Annotated in this window: 8 protein-coding genes; all 8 read right to left on the bottom strand. The window is 40.5% G+C overall.

The annotated features are described in order from the left end of the window. Positions 1-11: 11 nt before the first annotated feature. Positions 12-5,885, bottom strand: coding sequence for a hemagglutinin repeat-containing protein (locus tag HV560_RS03945; protein ID WP_176812196.1), 5,874 nt, complete (start codon positions 5,883-5,885; stop codon positions 12-14). A 105-nt stretch (positions 5,886-5,990) separates the two neighbouring features. Continuing rightward, positions 5,991-6,248, bottom strand: a complete 258-nt coding sequence (locus HV560_RS03935; RefSeq protein ID WP_176808843.1) for a hypothetical protein — start codon at positions 6,246-6,248, stop codon at positions 5,991-5,993. Beyond that, positions 6,232-7,827 (bottom strand): VENN motif pre-toxin domain-containing protein, encoded by a 1,596-nt coding sequence (locus HV560_RS10345; RefSeq protein WP_238348736.1) that lies wholly within the window; start codon positions 7,825-7,827, stop codon positions 6,232-6,234. Before HV560_RS10345 ends, HV560_RS03935 begins: the two co-directional genes overlap by 17 nt. Before the next feature lie 205 nt (positions 7,828-8,032). Beyond that, a complete protein-coding gene (locus tag HV560_RS03925; protein ID WP_176812195.1) occupies positions 8,033-8,386 on the bottom strand; it encodes a hypothetical protein in 354 nt (117 codons plus the stop codon). Positions 8,387-8,393: 7 nt separating this feature from the next. Then, positions 8,394-11,177, bottom strand: a complete 2,784-nt coding sequence (locus HV560_RS10340; protein ID WP_238348735.1) for a hemagglutinin repeat-containing protein — start codon at positions 11,175-11,177, stop codon at positions 8,394-8,396. A gap of 64 nt (positions 11,178-11,241) precedes the next feature. Beyond that, a complete protein-coding gene (locus tag HV560_RS03915) occupies positions 11,242-11,625 on the bottom strand; it encodes a hypothetical protein (RefSeq protein WP_176812194.1) in 384 nt (127 codons plus the stop codon). Further along, positions 11,625-21,467: a two-partner secretion domain-containing protein gene (locus HV560_RS03910; RefSeq protein WP_238348734.1), complete on the bottom strand. Its 9,843-nt coding sequence runs from the start codon at positions 21,465-21,467 to the stop codon at positions 11,625-11,627. Before HV560_RS03910 ends, HV560_RS03915 begins: the two co-directional genes overlap by 1 nt. Before the next feature lie 69 nt (positions 21,468-21,536). Beyond that, entirely contained in the window at positions 21,537-23,285 is a 1,749-nt protein-coding gene (locus HV560_RS03905) for a ShlB/FhaC/HecB family hemolysin secretion/activation protein (RefSeq protein ID WP_176812193.1), read from the bottom strand. Positions 23,286-23,390 lie beyond the last annotated feature (105 nt).

Raw genomic sequence — 23,390 nt, 5'->3', positions numbered from 1 at the left:
CAGTTTTCTCTTTATCTATTTAAATGTTTAAGGTAACGATTAAAATCATCTTTATTACCTTCGAATGGAATTACTTCTTTGACTGCTTTAGCTCCTTTGCCATTGGTATAATCAAAAATGTTTATATGCATTCCGATTTCTGGGTCATAATCTAATCGCCAACCTTTTTTCCCATCTGAAGATATACGACCAACAACTTTTCCATATCCATCACTAATTTCTAAATTTCCAATTAAAGGCATAGCGTCATAACCTAAGCTACCTAATTTTTCTATTGCTAAATTTCTAGCACTATCCCATCCTCCTTGCTTAGGCAGAATAATTTCACTTCCTCGGTGATCGAGTGTTTCAAAACGATTTTTATCTTTTTGAATAACGGTTACAAAATTACCACTATGATCGTTAAACTGATAAGCTTTATACCCATCTATATTGGCAATCTGTTTTGCACCATCCGGTAAAGCATACCAACAATCATTATGCACCCATACCCCTTCATTATCGGCTTTTGCTCCTTTAATAAAGTAAGTGTGGTCTTTATCCACCGTCATATTATAGGCTTTAAGTTCTTCTGCTTTTTGCGTCACGTTCGACACCGTCTGCCACTCGCCGTTTGCTGATAACAAACGATAACCTTTTTGCAGATACTGAGCATCAACCCATTGGGCTTTTGCTATCTCTCCTTTGTAGTGATGTCCCTCTGAAGAGATTGGGGCGATACCTGATAACACTTGTGCAAAGAACGGGTGAATTTTATTTGACACAATAGTTTGGTATTTTCCTCTATTATCTATAACTTCTACATACACCGTATAATCATACGGATTGCTGTAGTGAGCTTGAACTTTCTGATAGGTGGTTATACCGGTTATTTCATTTTTCGCCAGTACCTTATCGCCCACTTTAATTGATGAAATCGGTCGATAGCCTTTATCTGTTTTAACTTCCATATCGCCATGGAATGAACAAGTTGCAAATTTAGGTCTATCTATATTCAGTGCTTTTACATTTTTCGCTGCTGATTTAATACCTTTATTCACTGCTGATACACCAACCTTAGCCACTCCCGCACCACCAGCGACAATACCGGCAATATCAGTCAATAAACGACCGGTTTCCAGCCCCGCATTAAATGAACCTGAAGCACCAGCTTTTTCATATTCAGATTGTAATTTTTCAATCCGTTCAACATAAGACTGTTTCGTTGCCTCTGCCCATTTATTAAAGGCATCATCTTGGGTAATCATCACTTTGATGGCTTCAAGTGTTTCTATCGGGCTCAATGCCATATTTATAACATCTGATACGCCCTCCACAATCGCTACCGGTATACCCGAAGCTAAACCACTGACAAAAGAAGTATCTTGCCCTAAATCGACAGCCGTCCAATAGGCATTGATTTTAAATTCACAATAGCCGCTTCCATCACACGCTTTCAGCTCTTTCGCTCGCTGTGCCTTTTGCCAATCTGAAAGATAATTGCTTTCTACCGCATTTTCAGCCACCGTCATTCCAACACTTGCATTCGCTAAAGTTTCAGCTCCATTGCCTGTATTTACTGCGCCACTTGCAATCCCCGCCAGTAATTTTGCTGAAGCCAATAGGTTAGCTTTTTCTTCTGTGGTTAAATCCGACGCAACTTTACCATATACCGACTGTGCTAATACTGTTGCACCAACTTCTCCAACACCCGCTGCTACTGCTCCTACTTTGGCATTGCCGCCTGCCAGTTCAGCTTCTACCGCTCCCCATAGAATATGCAGCGGTATATTAAGGGCTTTAAGGTTTTCATTATCCGTAATATCTTTAATGATCTCATTAATGTAAGGCGATGCTGCGCCCGCGGCAATCGCTTCCGCCGGCTTGCCTGCCACCGCAAGGCTTAATGCTGCCGCAACTGCATTAACTTGACGTTTTTTATCCCCCCCGGTTTCCCAGCGAGCCGCTTCTCGTTCAAGCATTTGTGCCTCGTGATATTTCACTTGAGCTGTGACAATATCTCCTGCTTGCTCCGCTTCTTTAGCAGATTTCCGTGCTTTTTCTTCCGCTTGTTTTATCTCCTCACGCTGTTTATCCGCATAACTTATTACCGCACCGGAAACCTGTCCGGCAGATTGTGATAAGATTTGTTGCTCTTTCAACACCTGATTGATATCTTTCGGCTGTTCAACTGCTCGGTGGGCTTGGCTTAACTCCGTGTTAATCCCCAACGCTTTCGCTGTGGTTTGCGTTGGCGTGCTGTCTTTGTTCAGCGTGATTTTCCCTTCCGTCAGCGTCGCTTTGGTTGTGCTATTGTCATTACCTTGGCTGTGCATCGGCATTCCAGGGCTGCCACTCACTCCATTTGATTGTGAATATCCGCCCGATAGTGAACCACTTGTCGCTTGGTGTTGGCTGTGGTTCTGTATATCACTAAAGGTAATAGCGTTAGTCGTCAGCTCGCTGTTATCAGGATTGGTTGAAGCGATTGCTCCTGCGTTTAATTCGACTTCATCGGCAGTAATGTGATAGCCGCCTGATTGGGCAAATAAACCGCTTTGCTTCGTCACACCACCGGCATTCGATTTACCACCGGAAAGGTTGGCATTCCCGCTAAATTCCCAACTGCTACCAAAACCAAACTCCACTTTGGTGTTTAGCCCACCTTGAGTGCTTTTCGAGTGATGGCTGTCTTGTAAGCTCTCAATATGCAGCTTACCGTCAATATCGGCGTGAATGCTATTCGCGTGGGCGGTTGTCCCTTTCATTGTCACATCACCACCACTATTTAGCCTGAAGGTCTCGCTGTCTATATGGCTGTTGTGGTATGTCGTGCTTTCTGAGGTTTGCTTACCTTTTTGGAAACCCTCTTTGGCATAGAACGACCAGCCGGTTTTCGCCCCCACACTTAATGCCGTGCCGACTTCCGTACCATAGCTTTGGTTCTTATGACGTTGATAGCCCGTACTTTCTCCGGCAAGTAGCTCAACACCTTCCCTGCCTGATAGCGTCACACTGCTGTTTGCCAGCCGTTTGCCTTGCTCGTCTTTTGAAGTGAAGTCCGTTTGGATGGCGCTTAATTTACCACTGCGGGCTTCAATATGGATATGCTGTGCATTCACTTGGTTGCCTAAGCTTTCAGACACTCGGTTTTCACCACTTTGGCGAGAGTGTGCTAAGCCTGTCCCCGTTTCTACTCGGAATAATACCGAGTTATCTTTGTGATTTAAGGCGTTATTTACGGTGTTGTTTAAAATATAACCCTGTGCCGCTAAACCCAGCACTTGTGCTGCCTTCACTCGGTCTGAGGCCTCTTTGTCTTTCAATGTGCTTTCCACTGACTGTACTAAGTCAATAATCGGTGAAATCACCCGCGTAAACTGACCAAATTTTAAATCACTGCTGTGATGATGGTTATTCGCCGTATTGTGTGCCGTGTCGAATGTCACTTTCTCCGCACTTAACGCTATGCGATTTTTTGCTAAAATTTGACCGCTTGTCGAGTGGAAATCTTTGCCTGCATAAATTTCAACATCATCTTTTAGGCTAGCTATCATACTGCCTTGATGCGAAACCGCATGACCATTTTGACTATTCAACTGACGGTTATAACCGGAAAAACGCTCTGTTTCTGAAATCACCGCTTCGCCAAAACCATGGCTTTTGCCTGCTTCATCTTGCCTTTGTGTGGTTTTAGCTGTCGTAATGTTCACATTATTCCCTGCGGATAATTTTACCTTACCATCGCTAACCAACTGCGTGCCGGCTAAAGTGATATCCCCTTTTTCCGCAACCACTGTCGTTGCACCACCAAAGGAAAGTACACCCGCTTGCTCTTGAACTAGCTCCCCATCACCTTTTTCTTTGCCGGAGTAAACCCCAACAATGTCTGTCAGGCGGCGAGAAGAATCAATATCTACCCCTTTTTGTTTAAGTTTACCGCTTTGTGATTGTTCTGTGGTGGCTACATCAAAATGCACGTTCTCTTTTGCCCAAAATGTGCCATCGCCCTTCGCTGAAATATGCGCACCTTGACTTACGATACTGCCTTTATTCGCATGAATAGCAAGGTTACCGCCAGCATTCATTTCAACCACATTGGCTTTTTCTGTCTGGTTAAAACGCTCTTCTTGCTTTTTATTGGCGGTAAAATATGATCCTACGCCATTGAGAAGTTGCTGTGAGGTTTTATCAATCGCCTCTCCGGTAGTCACAACCTTACCAACAATACCTTTGGCTGAGCCTTGGCTGGATTGCTCGCCATAGTAGTCTTTTAATTTTGCTACCGGATTGTAAACCACGCCTATTCCAAATCCGGCAGATTTAGAAGAGTGGCTTTCTTGGTTATCCTGTTTATCTATTTCTGCATTGAGATAAACATGCTGACCTTCAATCACGATATCTTTTTTAGCATCAAATTGAGCCGCATTAGCAGTTACATCACCTTGGGTTGAAACCACAGTAATATTGCTATTCTCCGCATTTAATTGTGTACCAATATGGCTTATTTGGCGCTCTGTATTCGCATCTTTCTGTTTGTTTTTACCCACACCTATACGCGCAGTACCACTAGAGAGGCTTGCTGTTAAGCCTGCTTTTTTCAATTCTGTATAATTACGTTCACTATGCGTATTTTGTGCGGTATTTAATTCCACCCCATTTTTACCTTCAAGGTAAATATGCTCAACCCCCTTAACTACTGAGCCTTCATCAGTTATCTTATTACCTGCATAAAACGTAATATTTTGTCCCTGCAATGAATTAACAACCGCGACATCAGTTTGGTGCTCATGCTCAGAAAGTCTACTGCTTTTAGAAAATAATCCTTTTGAGGTTGATTTAACCGATGTTGCTAATGACTCTTTTGCACGCCCTGATTCTAAAGTGATATTACCTTTCTGAGAGATAACCGAAACATCGCCATCACCTCTTACATCAACTTGACGGAGCGTTACACCATCAACACCAAATAATTTCACTCCATCTTTGCCCGAAAGACGTGTACCGACCTCTGCTTCTTGAGCTAAACGGTAGTAGTTATCTGCGTTACCATTGTAATGCTCTCTGTTTTGAGTTTTTAAGGTGGTAATTTGTAAGCTCTTGTCTGCACTGGCGTTTAAGGCACCTTGGCTTTCAATATTAGCGGCTTTTATCGTAAGGTTATCGTCACTATGTAAAGTTAAACGTCCACCTTCACCGGTAACTTTGACCGAAGCGAGTTGGTCTAACACCGTGCGGGCAAAATTGCCGTCTGCACTTTGACTTGATGAGAGGGTAGAGCTGATTTCGAGATTTTTGCCTGCATAAAGGGATAAATCTTTCACCGCTTCAATCTTACCGCCTAAGTTGATGAGGTTTTGCTTAGCCGATAAATCCACCGTATCACCCAAAATCGTGCCTCGATTTTCCAGTTGATTTGAGTGAATTCGGGTTAAATCCCGTCCTGCAATCACGCCACTATTTTGGAGATTATCAACATTACCGATAATTTGATTGGCTGAAATCACTGCACCTCGGGAAGTAATGTCACTATTACGAGCAACCAAATACACTTGTGGCACAAGGGCTGTTACTTTTCGCCCATCAGTCAGTGTGATTTCTTTATTCACTAACCACACCATATCTGTTGTCAATTCGGACATCTGTTTTGCGGTTAAACCAACCCCAACAGCAAGGTTAAATTGTTTAGCGTATTTCACTCCGTTATTCATTAAGGCTTTGTATTGCTCTAAATCGTTGTTATAGCCTTGAATAAAACGGCGACCAGTCAGTTGGTTAATTTGTTCGTTAATTACCCCCCGATGGCGCGAGTGTTTCACTCGTGCCAAAACAAGCGGTTGATTTACCGCCAGAATTTGCAAAATACTCAACATAATTAACCGCTTGTAATAGATAAGTATTGACACTCGTCAGAGATGAGCGCCATCGGGGGCTGTTTTGACTAACCCAGGAACTACAACGAATTGTTGAGTAGTTTTGTTGAAAATAACCTTGAGGGTGATGTTTGTTTTTTACACACCATCTTGCTTAATATTTCTCACAAATTTTCTATAAAGAAAAATAAAAATGTCAAATAAAATTTCAATAAAAACAACAAAAAGCGGTGATGCTATTGAAAGAATAAACATTCTAAATATCATTTCAGTATCTAAAAAACCTTTTTCAACATATACATATATACCCAAAATCAATGCAAAACCATTTAAATTTACTAAACAGATAGCAAGCCAAATAATAAAGTTGCGAATATATCTATTTTTCACTCTCATTATCTCTCCCTTTGAATTCTACATTAGGTAAATAATTATTGAGAGCTTCATAAGCTAAAGAGCCTACAATAGATCCTGAGACCTGAGGAGCATTACTTAATTTTGGCTGATAAGACACACCTAAATACCCCGTATCTTTCCACTCATATTTTTTATAATTTGGATTGATAATTGGATTTAGTTTATTAACAACTCTGTCAGTTACTTTGTATCCAACTGCTGAAGCACCTCCTGAAGATAGAGCAGAAAGAGCAGGGTTATCATTATTATTTATTTGAGATGAATAATACCCTCCTAGTATATTTGCATTTACTGTCTGAGAAAAACTACCATTAGTTGTAGATTTAGCAATAATACCAGTCATTATTAAATCGGACATTTTTATATCATCTGATAAAACATATTGCCCTCCTGCATTGATTGCCATAGCTGCTGAAGTAGATAATGCTGCTGATTTAGAATTGTCAGTTAATAAACCTCTTCCTCCTATCAAGAGAAACGGCCAATTTGTAGGATCTGCTCCATAATAAATAACTCTATCCATTGTGGAGACATTATTATTCAGATATGACAAATCATTATTATTTAAGTAGCTAACTATTTTTATTGTTTCATTATCTTGTAACGGTATGTTTAAATAAATTCTACCTGTCGTATCATCTTTTACTCTGGCAACATTTGTATGAGCATCTATTATTTCCTCAATACCAGCACACCTAATACCACCCTCTGAGCATTTACGTCTTAACTCTTGACTTCTTTTATTGCTAATATCTAGGTATTTTTGTACGACATGCGAACAATCTTGGTTGTTTTTCCTACACTCAACTAGCTCTTTTTCAAATTTAAGGGCTTCATTAGAGGTTAGATAGTTATTCTCCACCGCATTTTTCCCAATTCCCTGCCCTGTTTTCACTGCTTGAACTGTGGACAGCGAACTGCCTGAGCTTGCCGATAACCCACCAGCCAACCCAGCCGCTACTTGGCTCAGCTCCGACACCGTCCGTTTCTCCGCCTCCGTCAGGTTTTCAGGCTCTTTGCCGAAGAGATTTTTAGCGATAATATTTGCACCCACTTCGCCTGTTACCGCTGCAACTGCTCCTGTGCCAGCCTTACCGCCTTGTGTGTAAGCCTCCACCGCTCCCCAAAGGGCGTGGGCAACCAAGTTAGTCGCTTCGTTGCCTTCGGTTGCTTTTTTGATTTCTGTATTGATGTAAGGCGAGATTGCCCCTGCCACTACGCCTGCGGTTGGGCTTCCTCCTAAAGCTAACCCTACCGCATAGGTTATCGCATCCACCCCTTGTCGGTAAGCTCCACCTGTTTCCCATTTCTCCGCTTCTTGTTCTAGCTCTTGGGCTTTGGTTGTATTGCCTGCGGCTTTCGCCTGTTCAGCCTCTGCTCGTTTGCTTTCAGCATGAGTGGCAACTTTTTCATTGATGGTTGCCATGGTGATGGCTTGGAGCTCAGCCATAGCTTTGGCTTGATAATTCAACTCGTTTTGTAACTTGGTTTTATCAAAGTTGTTACACCCAAAAGCAAAAACTAGATTTACCGCTAAAATTTGCAAAATATTCAGCATAATTAACCGCTTGTAACTTATATTAAATAGCACTAGTGTGGACGATAGCACTATCAGGGTTAGTAAAACGTAACCCAACAAGTATTTATTCATTACGTTGGGTTTTCGCAGGCTCAACCCAACCTACGAGCTAGTTGTGAGCGTGCCGGCATAGTACTAGCATGGACGCTAGTGCTATCGGGAGAAATTTTTCTATTGTCATAGATTATGATTGATATATATTAAATCTTAATATATGTACCTCTACCATTTTTTTATCTAAAAAGCCATAATCATATAGCTCTTCTAGCTCAATAAAGAATAATGAATCAACTCCTCCTTTATCAATATCTAAAATTCCTGTTATTTTATATTGATAACCCGATATATGTTCTATTGTTCTATTTACACTACTTGATAAGTAAATTTCAAAATCACAAAAAGGAGTTATCTCAACAAAAATAATATCTCCTTCCTTAGCTTTTAATCCTTTACTGGAAAAACAAATGATCTCTACATTGTTCACTTCAATAATAACATCGTAATCATTATTTTCTTTAATAATCACTTCGTAATTCATAATAATCTCACTTTACAGGATTAATCAACTTAAGATTTTTATCATTATTTATCATTTTCCAAAAGTCTTTTCCACTTTCGATATGATATGTGGTAATTTCATTTTTATTGTTTGTCCCAACAAATGCGAACTTGGAGTCTCCTTTTTTAGTATTGCCTATATATAATACATAGCCATATCTATTTTCTCCTTTATATTCATAAGATACTTTATAACCATTTTTAATTACCGTCTTTGCTCCTTCTAAATACTCCTCAGGAGAAGAATATAACTTTCCAAATTCTGCATGATGTTTATTAAAATGATCATTTAATTTCTTGCTGTCAGCAAAATTATTAGGTAAATATCCTATATTTGATTTTTTTAACCTTATAAGCTTATTAGCGATCTCACCAGTTAAAATCACAGTTGGAGCTTGTATTGCTTTCCCTTGAGATTGTAAATATCCCATCAATTCACCAGCCTCTGCCGGATTAGTCTCTAATGCTGAATTGATACGGGCATTTAACTCTTCAAGAGAAATCACTACTTTCTGAACAGTTTCCTTTAGATTACTCAAGGCATCGGCAATCGTTACCATTGTTTCGTCAAAGTGTTGAATTGCCTCTATTGTGCCTTTCACTCCTTCAACTAAGGCTTTTGCTTCACCTCGTTTCGTCCCATCATAATAGGCTTCTGCTTTTTCTTCATCGCCCTTAAACATTGCCTTTGCTATAGATTCAATACTTTGTTTTCTATCATCTGAAGGATGAATATCACCAAAAGTATTATTCTCGACCGCATTTTTCCCAATCCCTTGCCCGGTTTTCACTGCTTGGGCTGTAGATAATGAACTTCCTCCACTTGACGATAATCCACCAGCCAATCCTGCTGCAACTTGGCTTAGTTCCGATACTGTCCGTTTTTCTGCTTCCGTTAGATTTTCAGGAGATTTACCAAACACCTGTTCTGAAATCAGTTTCGCCCCCACTTCGCCCGTCACCGCTGCCGCAGCACCTGTACCGGCTTTACCGCCTTGCGTGTAAGCTTCCACCGCTCCCCATATTGCGTGAGCTATCAAGTTCGCTTGTTCATTGCCCTCTGTTGCCTGTTTGATTTGTGTGTTGATGTACGGAGATGCTGCCCCTGCGATTACCCCTGCTGTTGGGCTGCCGCCTAAGGCTAAGCCGATTGCATTCGTTATCGCATCGACTCCTTGTCGGTAAGCTCCACCGGTTTCCCATTTCTCCGCTTCGTTTTCCAGTATTTTGGCTTTGGCAAGATTGCCTGCGGCTTTGGCTTTTTCTGCCTCTGCTCGTTTACTTTCAGCGTGAGTCGCCACTTTTTCATTGATAGTTGCCAGCGTGATGGTTTGAAACTCTTGTGTCGCTTTAACCTGATAATCCAGCTCTTTTTGCAACTTATCTTTGTCAAAACGGTTTTCAAGTTTACCTGAATGGCTTTCAGCACTATCTGTTGTAATATCGGTTTTTACCTCCTCTTTCATTTGTGCTGCTGTTTTCCCTGTCTTCTCAAGCTGGGCTTGCTCGCCTCGAATTATCAGGTTTTGTGTGTTAATGCCGGATGTTGTTTGGCTTGATTGGCTGTCTTTATCCGAACCGTAACCTACATTCACCCCGGCTTGTAATGACTCTGCACCCGTGGCTAAAACCGGGTTGCCGCTTTCATCTTTGACTGTTTTAGAACTCTGTACTTGTCCTTTATCCCCTAACGGCGTATCAAAATTTGCTGCCACACTCGCACTGACTCCCACGCTACTGCCTTTGTAGTTAGCGTGATTGTCCAAGTTCGTGACATTCAGCGTGCCTGTACTAAAACGATTTTTACCTTCCGCTTCGGCTTTTTCTGTTGATGTCACTAAACCTGCCGTCAGTTCCGTATGGTTTTGGATATCAATATCATACCCCTCATCCCCGGCAAATATCCCTGCCTGCTGACCGACTGTTGCCATATCTGCACTCATTTTCGATTTGCTGTAACTCGCACTGCCTGAAGCCCCATAGCCCACCGTCACTTGTCCGCTGGCACTTTCCTGCTTGCCTTCATACTTCATTGTATCTTGCAGGCTTTGGATATTCAGGTTTTTCGCATTCACTTTGACCGACTTGCCTTTCACCTGTGAGCCGATAATTTTGCCATCGCCTCCGCTTTCAATCGTAGTGCGGCTATCTAGGCTGCCCACTTGGCTACCCACCCACGCTTGGCTTTCGCCATTGCCATAACCTTTCGCCACATTGCCACCTGCCGTGACACCAAACGCAAAACCGCTTGAGCCGTAGCTGATTGCAACACCGGCATTAAAGCCGCTAGATTTGTTTTTACTTCGTTCAAGGTGATTTTCATCCACGGCTAAAATATTCACATCGCCTTCAGCTTTCAGATGTGTACCGCCTTTGCCTGAGACATCGCTACCTGCAATCGTTAAGGTTGAGTTTTTACCGCCGCCTTCGGTTTTGATATTGACCTTACCGCCGGCGTTAATTTGGCTTTTCTCTGCCTTGTTCCCTTCGCTATGTTGGGTTTCGACACTTTTTTGCTCGCCATAGGTTATCGATACGCTCACATCTTGGCTGAGGGCTTGTGCTGGGTTTTGCCCCATGGCTTCGGCTAACTTGCCCACTTGCTCTGCGGTTCGCCACGCCTCAAAACCGGCATTCACCGCCCCTAATGCGTTGATTCGGTCGTTTTTACTGCTACCCACCGATTTTGCAGAATTTACGGTTTTTTCGACCGCTTGTATTGCCTGTACCACAGGAATATTGACCGCAATCGTCACACCTTTCTGCTCCATCGCCCGTTTATAATTACTCTCATAATCTGAACGTGCTGCGGTGATCTCATAAGAAAAATCATTCCTAATTCCTATACTTCATATTTTCCATACAAGTCTTAGTATTATCTCCGTCCTGTGCCATACACCAATATAGTGGAGCTTTAAAGCGATAACCAAGAGCATAATAACACTGACTAATAAGCTGACTTTCTTTTTCTAGATATACTTCAAACTCCTTATATTCCTCAACATTTTTTCTTAGGTTAAGATAATCATTATCAAATTTATTTAATAAATAAAAAAATCTTTCATCAAATGTTCCATGAACTTCATCTTTACATTTTTTCTTATCTGTATATGAAATTTTATTGTTATCTTTAACCCAATAATTGCTTTCATTTGGAGAGCCATTTGCCAAATAACAACCAGATAATAGGAAAGATAGTAAAAGAATTTTATTTTTCATTACTTGCTATCCTTATTTCTATTCAAATTGATACTTTCTGTCTTAGGTCCAATTCCTCCCCATATCTTATAGTGATAATCTTTTATTTCTTTTATTTCTTTTTCTTTATCACCAGTATTTAAGAAATTAATTACTGTTTCATCTTTATAATAAGCAGTATTATGATCCCCAGTTAAAATTCCACCTGGTACTCTTGAAAAATTATCTCCAGTTGTATTAGTGTTACCTATTCCAATACTCCAACTGCCTGGTAAATATGGTAATCCTAGTCCTGTACCAACAATATCTCCCGGTGCTACCGCATATTCGACTTTCCCATCTCTAAATAGAGAGGATGCTTTCTCTGTATAACCTTGATCATATAAACCAAAAGATAATCTACCTCCAATGGTTTTATTTATCATCGGGTAGGATGTACCTACTGTGTTAGCGGTTAATGTCGTATTATTAAATTTCATCCCTTTATAATTTGCCCAGTTCATCGCATTTTTACTGCTTGACACGCCCAAACTGTGTGAGAGATGTTTGAGATCAACTTGATCATTAGGATTATTTCGGTTGTATTCTTCCAATAATCCCCAAACTTTTGCTTGTTCTCTGCTGGCATTTGAAGCTCCGAAGATACTAGGCATATCTAATCCCGCTCTTAGGCGTTCAAACACAGTATAAGTCAGTTCTGATTGAAGTGATGTATAAGGTTTTCTTACCACTAATACATCATTTTCTAAATAATCTTTTCCGCCATACTGAATTGCACCTTGCAAGCGGTCATCATCATTTTTATTCATAATGCCGTGAGCATACATTCTTGCTAATTGCTCTGCTTCTTCTTTTGTTTTGGGTACTTCAAGATTATTGACATCAAGCTCTCTGTATTGAATACATTCAACACTTTCACAATTAGCCGCTCTTTTTTCTTTTACGAAAATATTGTCTTCTTTTTTCTCAATGTTGTAATAAATATCATCACCCGTCTTATGAAGATTTTTCACAAAATCCGTTGCCGTTTTTAAATCCCGCTCGACATCAGCTTTTATTTGTTCAATATCCACTTTATTTACTTCTTGATGAATATTGGTTTTATTAATTTCTTTTACAGCTTCTTCCGCTGTTTTGCCGGTTAATTGCTGTTGAGCTTGTTCATCTCGAATGGTAATGTTTTTCGTATTAATTGAAGCCGTTGTGATACCGCTTTCACTACCTTTATCACTCACTTGCCCTAAGAATGCCGTTGCCAGTTTCGCAACGCCCCAGTTGCCTTGTGAAACAGCTCCGGCAACACCGCTCATCTCTACTTTTGATGAGCCGTCGCTGTGGTTTGTGCCGATTTCTTGAAGTTTAACCCCTGCAATCTCTTTCGGGGCTTCCCCTCCGCTTACGCTAAATCCTCCATTCAAGCCAAAACCTTTTGCCGAATAATCCGAATGATTATAAATATCCTGATAAGTCAGTGTATTCGTAGCAAATTGATTTTTTCCGTTTTGCTCAGCTTGTTCTGTGGAAGTGATTGTTCCACCTTTTAAATCGGTATGGTTACGAATATCGACATCATAGCCCTCATCTCCGGCAAATATCCCTGCTTGCGTTTTTACTCCCGCATAATTTGAGTTAGCTTTCGATTTATTGTAACTACCGCTCGCTGAAAAACCATAGCCTACGGTTACTTGCCCTTGCATACTTTCCTGTTTGCCTTCATATTTCGCTGTATCTTGCAAACTTTGGATATTCAGATTTTCTGCATTAACAGTTACTCTTTTGCCTTGTACCTGTGAACCGATAATATTGGTATCACTTCCGCTTTCTATCGTGGTCGTGCTGTTTTTATCGCCCACTTTACTTGCAACCCAAGCCTGACTTTCGCCGTTACCGTAGCCTTTTGCTACGTTTCCACCTGCGGTTATCCCTGCCGATACCCCATTACCGAATTGAATCGCAACGCCTACATTAAAGCCGCTTGATTTGTTTTTACTGCGTTCAAGATGGTTTTCATCTGCCGCTTCAATACTGACTTTGCCGTCCGCTTTTAAATGCGTACCACCTAAACCAGCAACATCTGAACCTGCAATAGTGATATGCGAATCTTTACCTGCTCCTGTCGTTTGAATATTCACTTTACCTCCTGCATTAATTTGACTTTTTTCCGCCGTATTGCCCTCGCTGTGTTGCGTTTGTACCGATTTTTGCTGTCCGTAAGTAATGCTTATTCCAACCGCTCCTCCTGTAGCAGAGCCGTTAGATAGGGCTTCATTGATTTTCATTATTTGATCCGCCGCTCGCATTGCCTCAAACCCTGTATTTGCTGCCGCCATTGCATTAATACGGTTGTTTTTGCTATCACCAACCGTTTTTGCAGATTTCAGCGTAGAATCAACCGCTTGTATTGCTGAAGCAACTGCACCAGTTAAGGCTATCGTTAATCCTTTCTGCTCCATTGTGTGTTTGTAGTTACTCTCGTAATCTGAACGTGCTGCCGTAATGTTGGCTGATTTGGCGGTAATATCTACATCACCGTCTCGGGAGGTCACGACGCTGCCGGTTTGTTGGTAATGTCCGTCTGTGCGGATTATTGTATCGCCCGATAAACTCCCCACCTGACTGCGTGCCGCACTTTCTTGGATATAGTCTTGTTCAATCTGTTCTTTCTTCTTGCCCACACTAACACCAATTCCACCTGTCCCCATTAAACCGCTTTTCGTTTTAATGTGTTCATCTTCCGCATAATGCGTATTGGTGGCAGAGGTAATATTTACCCCTTCTTTACTATCAATCACTAGCTGTTTATCGGCCACCACCGCAGAGCCGTGAATATCAACTTTGCCAGTTTCCGAGTAGAGCGTGACATGATTGCCGTCTATCTTACTGCCGATATTTTCCGTGGTATCGTGGTAATGACGGCGGGTTTCAGTGGTTTTACTAAACCAACCTTTGGTACTGCCTTTCGAACTGCTGGCTAATTGCTCGGATTGCTCGCCTGATTCAATACGCACATCACCTTTTGAGCCAACAAAGGTTTCACCGCTTTCGCTGCTCACCGTGGCTTGGCGAAGCGTAGTATTTTCTATTCCGACTAGGCGAACACCGTCTTTACCTCTCAGGGTTGAGCCAATTTCACCTTGTTGGTCTAAACGATAGTAGTTATCCGCATTGCCGTTGTAGTGTTCTTTGTTGCTTACGTTCAGCGTAGTAATACTCAACGCCTTATCCGCTATCGCTTTTAAGTTGCCTTGGCTTTCAATATTAGCGGCTTTTATCGTGAGGTTATCGCCACTGTGTAAAATTAAACGTCCACCTTCACCGGTGACTTTGACCGAAGCGAGTTGGTCTAACACCGTGCGGGCAAAATTGCCGTCAGCACTTTGACTTGATGAGAGGGTAGAGCTGATTTCGAGATTTTTGCCTGCATAAAGGGATAAATCTTTCACCGCTTCAATCTTACCACTTAAGTTAACCAGGTTTTGTTTAGCCGATAAATCCACCGTATCACCCAAAATCGTGCCTCGATTTTCCAGTTGATTACTGTGTAAGCGAGTTAAATCTAAGCCGGCAATCACGCCACTATTTTGGAGATTATCAACATTACCGATAATTTGATTGGCTGAAATCACTGCACCTCGGGAAGTAATGTCACTATTGCGGGCAACCAAATACACTTGTGGCACAAGGGCTGTTACTTTTCGTCCATCAGCCAGTGTGATTTCTTTATTGACCAACCACACCATATCTGTTGTCAATTCTGACATCTGTTTCGCCGTTAAACCGACCCCCACAGATAAATTAAACGCTTTGGCATATTTTACGCCACTGTTCATTAACGCTTTGTATTGCTCTAAATCATTGTTATAGCCTTGAATAAAACGGCGACCAGTCAGTTGGTTAATTTGTTCGTTAATTAAACGCTGTTCATAGAAACCATCGCCCAAGCGTTTATGTACATTATCGTGGTTGTGACGGAGCTGTTCAAACATATAGTCTGAACTCAGCCATTGTTTGCGGTCGGTAAATTTAGGATCGGTTTCGACCAGATAACCGTTTGGTGAATCTGGATTGATTTTATAAAGGCTGGCTTGTGGTAAACGAACATCTGGAAGATGAGTTTTTACCATCGGCATAGTCATATTAGAGATATCCTCAGCGCCAAATTTATCAATAGTTGTTTGTAATTTAGCTATGACTTGTCCTGAACTGATAATATTATGGTTATCAATAGTCGGAGTAAACGTAATTTCTGTAGTAGTACCAATAGAAGAGTCTAATGAAGCCTTCCCAATAGAAATCGCATTCGGTTTATCTACATTATTCGACACGACCGATACGGTATCTAGCTGAATATCTTTTACTTTTGTTTTACCATCAACAGCTGCATTAGATGTAATTGGAGTACCAATAGTATTAAGTACGCGATTAAATGAAAAATGTTCAACTGGGTGATCATAAGGTCCATATTCCAATCCATTATGGTGGTAGTGGTAATGACCTTTTCTTCCTTTTTTCTTACGAACACGGTATTCAATTCTATAAGTGCCATTATCTTGACGATTAATTTCACCTATAATATCTTCATTATGCAGTTTTACTCTACCTCCATCTAATGGACTATTTTGACGATTTTTATCAAAAACCGTATCTCCTAGCCAAAGTTGTTTACCTACTAATAAATGACTATATTTATTATGAAGATCTTCCCCATCTAATTCCAATGAACCACCTATAGCGATTTTAGCTGGATCCGTATATTCTAATGTTGTTGTATTCGTTGTTTGATTATAAAACCAAGAATACCAACCAAATCCCTCAATTCTCGTACCATTCTTTAATTGAAAATAAGAATTTGGGTTTCTAGAGCCATTATTAATATTATAATAACCATCTCGTCCTTCTCGATAACGGTTGGAATTCTTGCCTAATGCATGCTCAACAATATTTTCAACTTGAGTATCAATCCCTGTTTTTACATAGAGATCTTGATTTAATAAATGAGTTGTATTGATTTTACCGTCTCCAAAAGCCTCAATAGTTGCACTCCCATTATCTACAAAATCTGCTTTACCTGTTGCGTGATGGTTTTCATCTAATTGTCCACCAATTGAAAGTTTATCTAAGCTAAGAATCAGTGAGTGATCACGGTTAATCAGTTTTTCAACACCAAAATCTAATCTTTCTCTTGCAGCAATCGTACCCGCTTTAGTTTCCCCATCTACCGTTTCAGCTAAATTTTCGACCGTAGAGGAATTAAATGCCACATGATCGCCATAGATTTTTCCTGTACCGATATTGGTTACAGCAATACTATTGATTAAGGTTTTTACCCCGTCAATTAAACCTCGGTTCGTTAAAGCGTTTGAATTAAGCGTTGTCTCATTTGATGAAAGTTCTGAATTGGCGTTATTCACAATGTTATTTGCTGAAATTGTCATTTTATTCGCAATTGTCTGCTCAGTATTATTAGTGAAATTCCCATCTGTTTTAAGAGTGAGATTGCCAGCTTCAAAAGCATTATTTAAAATAAAGCTATCTTTTAAAGTAATATTTAAGTCACCTTTAGTTCTAATATTTCCTTCAGATTCCAAGCTTTTTGCATTTAAATTAACGGTTTTATTACCTTGAATTAGCCCTTTATCATTATTTACTGTTAAATTACCACGATTTAATACATTTACTGTATTAACAGCTAATAATTCCCCTTCCTGATTATCTAAACGATTATTTGAAGTTATAGAGACATTATTCGAACTATAAACGCCCCCCTGTTGGTTATTGAATAATGAGGCTTTTAAAGTAATATCTTTCCCTTGAATACCTTGTGTCGGAGTATTACCTTTTGCTTTTGTGCCTTGGTTATCAAGTTGTTCCGTGCTAAGTGTTAATTTATCTGCATAAATGAGTGAACCATTATGAGATGTCGCACGGTTATTGATTGTTTGTGCATTAATATTTGCACTAGAAGAAGAGAGTTTACCTTCTTGGTTATCAAGTACTTTGGTTGATAAGGTTAACTTACCGTTACTTTGAATAATGCCTTGTTGATTTTGTGAACTCTCTACAGCAGTAATGTTAAGCTCGCTTCCACCATAGAGCTTACCTTGTTGATTAAGCAGAGTGGTTACGCCTTGTAAAACCACACGACCCAATCCAATAATCCCTTTTGCGACATCTTGAGTATTCCGGTTATCAATTAAATTTTGGTTAACATCAATTAAAAGTGAATTATCTGCACGAATAAGACCGTTCTGATTATTCATTTCACCTGAACGAATACTAGCCTGATTTTTAGAGAAGATTAGACCATATTGGTTATCAATCTGTTGTTGAGCAGTATTAATTACTAACTGATTTGATGAGGTGATATTACCTTGTTGGTTGTCCAAGCCTTTGCTCGTCAATGTAAGCTGGTTCTCTGCACCAATTATTCCTTGTCGATTATTTAGTGCTGTTTGTGTAGTAATAGTTAAATTAGCAGATGTAGAAACAATTTGACCTATTTGGTTATTGATTTTATTTGCCTTCAACAAACCATCATTAACCACTAGAATTTCACCTGACTGATTTTGGATATCAGAGACTTGAAGTGTAGCATGATTCAATACTGCAACTCGCCCGTCTTGGTTATCAAGTTGTTTAGCATTCAAGGTTAAATCTGTTACTACAATACCTTGATGCTTATCTGAAAGCGTATTGCGATTATCTAAGGTTTGTAATGTTGTAACCCCTGCTGTTTTTGCACGAATAGCACCCTGTTGATTATTAAGAGTATTAGTGTCTAAGTTCAGTGTACCATTTTGTGCTGAAATAAGACCTTTTACATTATTGAGATCAGATTGGTGACTATTAATAGTCAGTCTTTCCCCGAGGCTAGCAAGTACACCATTTTGGTTCTGAATCCCCTGTTTTACATCAACGTGTGCGGAGTGTTGTGCAATCAATTTACTCCCTTGATTGTTAAGGGTTTGTGCAGTCACATTCACTTGATTACCACTGATTTCACTCTGTTTGTTTGATTTAATGGAATCAGCAACTAAATTGACAATATTCGCAGTAATTAAACCTGTATTCTGTAAGAGTGTATTGGTATTTAAATTAAGCTGTGATTGTGTACGCATTTCACCCTGATTATTAACGAGTGACGTAGTATTTACTGTACTATTTTTTCGTGAAAGAATATTGCCATTATTGTTATTCAGAGAGCCTGTATTTATCGTCAATGCATTCTGAGCGATAATTCCTCTATCACTCTGATTTTCCAATAGTGTATCTTGATTGTTAATTGATTGACTATTGCTATTAAGCGTAATGTTATTTGCAGAGATTAAGCCCTGACTATTTTCAATAACTCCGCTGTTAATAATAATATTTTTAGCAGCAACAATACGTCCTTTTTCATTTTCTAGACTATGATTATTAGTATCAATCTTTAAAGAGCTTTGCTTGCTACCAATAGTTCCACTCGTATTATCTAACGTACTTCCTGCTTTAATATTGCCATCAAACTTCGAAATAATTCGGCTATCTTTATTACTTAATTCTGCTGATGTTGTAATATCCAGATTATCAGCAAAAATTAAACTTTGATTGGTTGAACTCAGTGAGTTTGCAGTTAAGTTTAATCTCTCTGCTTGGAGAGTACCATTTTGCTGATTGAAATTACCTGATAATGTCATATCTGCCTGCTTAGCAGAACGAATGCCCCCTTGATCATTAGTGAGGTTTTTAGCATTTAAAGCCAAATTTTCTTGAGAGTAAATCAAGCCTTGTTGATTATCGATATTTGTAACATTAAGAGTTTGATTCCCTACACTGACAATACGCCCTTGTTGGTTGGTAATATTTGCAGACTGAATATTCAGCTTACCAAGTGCTACAATCCCTTTATCTTGAGTGTCTGTTAACGTCTGCTTATTAGATAGGTTTTGTCCCTGAGTATTAATAGCAACATTTTGATTAGATTGAATTAAACCTTCATCATTAATGACCTCACCAGAATTAATCGAAAGACTATGATTAGATAGCATTACGCCATTTGTCGTATCAATTTGACTTGTTCCAGCATTAACAAATAATTTACCATTTGCCAATAATCGACCTTGTCGATTATCCATTCCCTGGGAATGAATGGTTAAATCACCTTGTGTTTTAAAGGTACCACCTTGGTTTTTAAGTTGATCATTGACCGAGAGTTTCAGCTCATCCGTGCCCGTCTGTTCCCAAACTGCATTTTGTGTATTGAGCGAACCTTGATGAGAAGTGATTTTTTCTGCTTTAAGGTAGCTTTGTTGCGTTTGGAGTTCGGTTGGTGTACTTAATGATAGGGTTTTATCTGCAATCAACGTTGCATTATTCGCTTGAATGTGACCTTGATGAGCGGACACATTCACAGAGTAAGCGTAAGCTTGGCTATTATCAAGATCGATTTCTGAACCTTGAACATTGATCTTACCTGAAGCAATATTTTTTCCCTGTAAGGCTGCTTTTATCGTGGCCGAAACCGTAATATCTTTTCCCTGAGCAGAATGGGGTTCAAGAGAACGCACTTCACCTTGTGCAGTATCTTTGACTTCTACACCAGCTGCAATGAGTGATTGGGTTGAAGCTCTCACTTTAGGTGCTTGATAGGTAATGCTACCTTTAGCGACAGATTCTCCATTCTGGGTAATTTGAGAGGATGCTGTTTTATGGATATTACCATGACGAGCAACAATCGAGCCATCTTGCTTAATATTAGCAGTACTGTTCAGTTTGATATCGCCTTGTTTATTTTCAATCTTGCCTTTGTTTTCAATCCCATTACTTGCAGTTAAAGTCACTGGTTTAGCTGCATTAAGTGTACCGGTATTGACAATTCGCCCTTGGCTATCAATTTGCAGGGTGTCGGCACTCGCACCAATATGCCCCGCATTACGTACACCCACGCCATTTTCCGTGCCGATAAGATGAATTTTGCCCGCATACATACCGCCCAGCTCACCCACGTCAATCGCCCATTGTGGCTTAGCCTCTTCTGCAAGCGGTTGTTTTGTGTGGATAATTTGCAAATTTTTGTCGTTTTCTGACCGCTTGATGGTATTTTTACCCGTGATAACGTTAGTCTCTTTTTTCGACCAAATGCCTGCATTAACCTCGGCTTCTCGGGCGAGAATTTCAGTGTAATCCACACGGCTATTATCCATTCCTTTGCCTGAGACGCTTACCTTGCCTTTTTCCACCACAAAACTTTCAAGGTTGCCACTCACAATCTGTGGCTTGCCAGTGGTAAAGATTGCTCGGTTTGAATGGATAATGCCGCAGCCCTCACAATGTAAGCCTGACGGGTTGGCAATAATCACTTCCGCCTTTTTACCTGCCACTTCCACATAGCCTTTTAACACAGAAGGGTCGGACGAATTCACCTCATTTAAAATCACTTTCGCCTCACCGCGTGCCAGGTAAGGGTTGCCGGTAATATAGCCTGCCAATTGAGTTTGAGTGTGTGTGTGGCTGTTGTTGAGAATCACCCCTCGGGTATCGACATCGAATTTTGAATATTTATTATGCGAAAGCCCTTTATCGTTTGGGGTTTGGATATTGATTTGAGGCAGACCATTTGCGGTTTGCAGAATAATGGGTTGCTCACTTTTAGGGGCGGATTTATCCGCTTGAATAATGAGATTCGCCAGCGCTGAATCTGAAAATGCCACAAAGCCCAAGGCACAAAATAAGCTAAAGACAAGCGGTCGGATATGGGCAAAAAGTTGCAAAAACGTGAAAGGGGATTTTTCAGTTGATTTACCCTCAGACTTTGCGAGTTCAGAGGTCACCACTACGCGTTGTAAGGTTTTGCTGAAAATCACACGAAAGCATTGTTTGTTCATATTCAATTCCTTTATGTTGTAGAAATAGTGGGTAAATCCACCCTACGAGAAACATAAAACCCTATGTCATTAAAAAGGGTAATTTAAATTAAAACCTGCCACGGTATCGGAGGTGCTAAACCCTTCTGGTTTACGCACAGGTTTACCCACAAAAACATCATAAGACATCCCTTTGATATTGCCTCGCAAGCCTAATGCTGACCCCATTAAATGATGCCCCAACTGATTTTTAGTTGACCAACCCATTACCCGCCCGCTGTCTAAAGCAAAATAAAGTTGATGACCTAGGCGATTGACCTGCCACGCTAATTCATTACGCCACAACCAACCGCGTTCGCCTGTAAGGGTTAATTCGCCATCAAAACCACGCACGGTATAACGTCCACCAAGCGAAAAGCGGTCTTGCAAAATGAGAGGGGTTTTATTCCATTGAGCCTGCCAACTGGAGTTAAATTGCCACGGTTGTTTGCCCCACATAAACGGTTTGTCATAAGAAATTGATACCGTGATAATCTGTGGTCGAGATGTGCCTTCTCCCCGTAATTCTTCTGGCGCTTGTAACTGCCCGCGTGCCCCCGTTCCGCGTTTATAATTAGCGGATAGCACTAACGTGCCGTTGCCTAAATATTCTTTGTGAGAAAAACCCCCTTCCCACCCTGCCATTCGGCGTTTTTGCACGCCCACTTCAGCACCATCAATATAGTTTTGCGATTGGCGAGACCAAAGTGACGCGGAAATCGTCGTTTTACGCACGCTATCACGATAAAGCAAATAAGACAGCGTGAGTTTGTCGTTATCACTTACACCTGAATAACGATAGCTATTATCAAAAGCACCAAACACTTCTTGGTGATAACGGTTTTTGTTGTGAGAGAAAGCTAAACTCCAATAGCCAAACGGAATAGAGTAATACAATGTTAGATTTTTGCTGGCACGACTACCTTTATCATCGCCTTTTTGCTTGAGGCTGTGGGTAAATGAGGTGTAAAACAGGTCGTTGGCTGAAAAAATATTATCTACAGAAAGGGTTGCAGAAGCTTGTAATTTCCCTGTGGATGTTGAGCCAGCGTCATCCAGCCCTAAATTCAGCCTAAACGGAAAGGCTTGTGCATAGCTGATTTTTAAATCACTGTCACCGACTGAGGCTAAATCCCCTTCACTCGGTAAAATCTCAATATTGGCTTCTGCTGTGGGGACACGTTTTAAATTTTCAAGAGATTGCTCAATATCTCGGATGTTAAGTAAGTCACCCGAATCAAAGGTTAAAGCCGTAAGAGCATGTAAGCGCGTAAAACGAGGTACATTGCCACTATCCGCTACAATCGTATTACGCACTTTACCCGGAATAACTGTTAAAACTAATTTTCCACCTCTCAAATCTTGTTCTTCAGTCACCACACGAGTCGTCACATAACCACGGCCAATAATTTCGTTTTGAACTTGTTTCATTAATACGCCTAAACCTTCACCACCAAAACAGTGTGGTAGCGTAAGCTTTAATGTTTGAGCAGCCTTATCAAAGGCCCATTGGAATTGACTTTGTAGGGTAGAAGAACCGTAATCAGTTAGTGTGATTTGATGGATAGGATAGCAGGGTGATTCAGTATGAGAGAGTAAAAGTGATTCAGAGGAAGATGTATCGAGACGAATATCGGGTTGAGCTTGTAATTGTTCGGCTTGTGCCTGTTGATGCTGTTGCTGGCGTTGTTGTTGAGCAGCATCTATGCCGCTTAATTGAGTATCAAGCGTATTAGCGAAAGCGGTGGTTGCTATCGCTGAAGAAATGAAGCTTAAAATGAAGGTTTGATGGTATCTCATAAGGTCAATAGAAGCTGTTATTCAGTTTGAAAGAGTGTATAAAATTCCTCACATTTTTGCAAATTTAAGTATAAAATATCAACAAATAAAAGTGTCAAAATAGAG

This window comes from Mannheimia pernigra (genome assembly GCF_013377995.1).
Classification (GTDB): Bacteria; Pseudomonadota; Gammaproteobacteria; order Enterobacterales; family Pasteurellaceae; genus Mannheimia; species Mannheimia pernigra.
The sequence above is the reverse complement of the archived record's forward strand: the minus strand, read 5'-3'. Positions and strand labels throughout refer to the sequence as shown.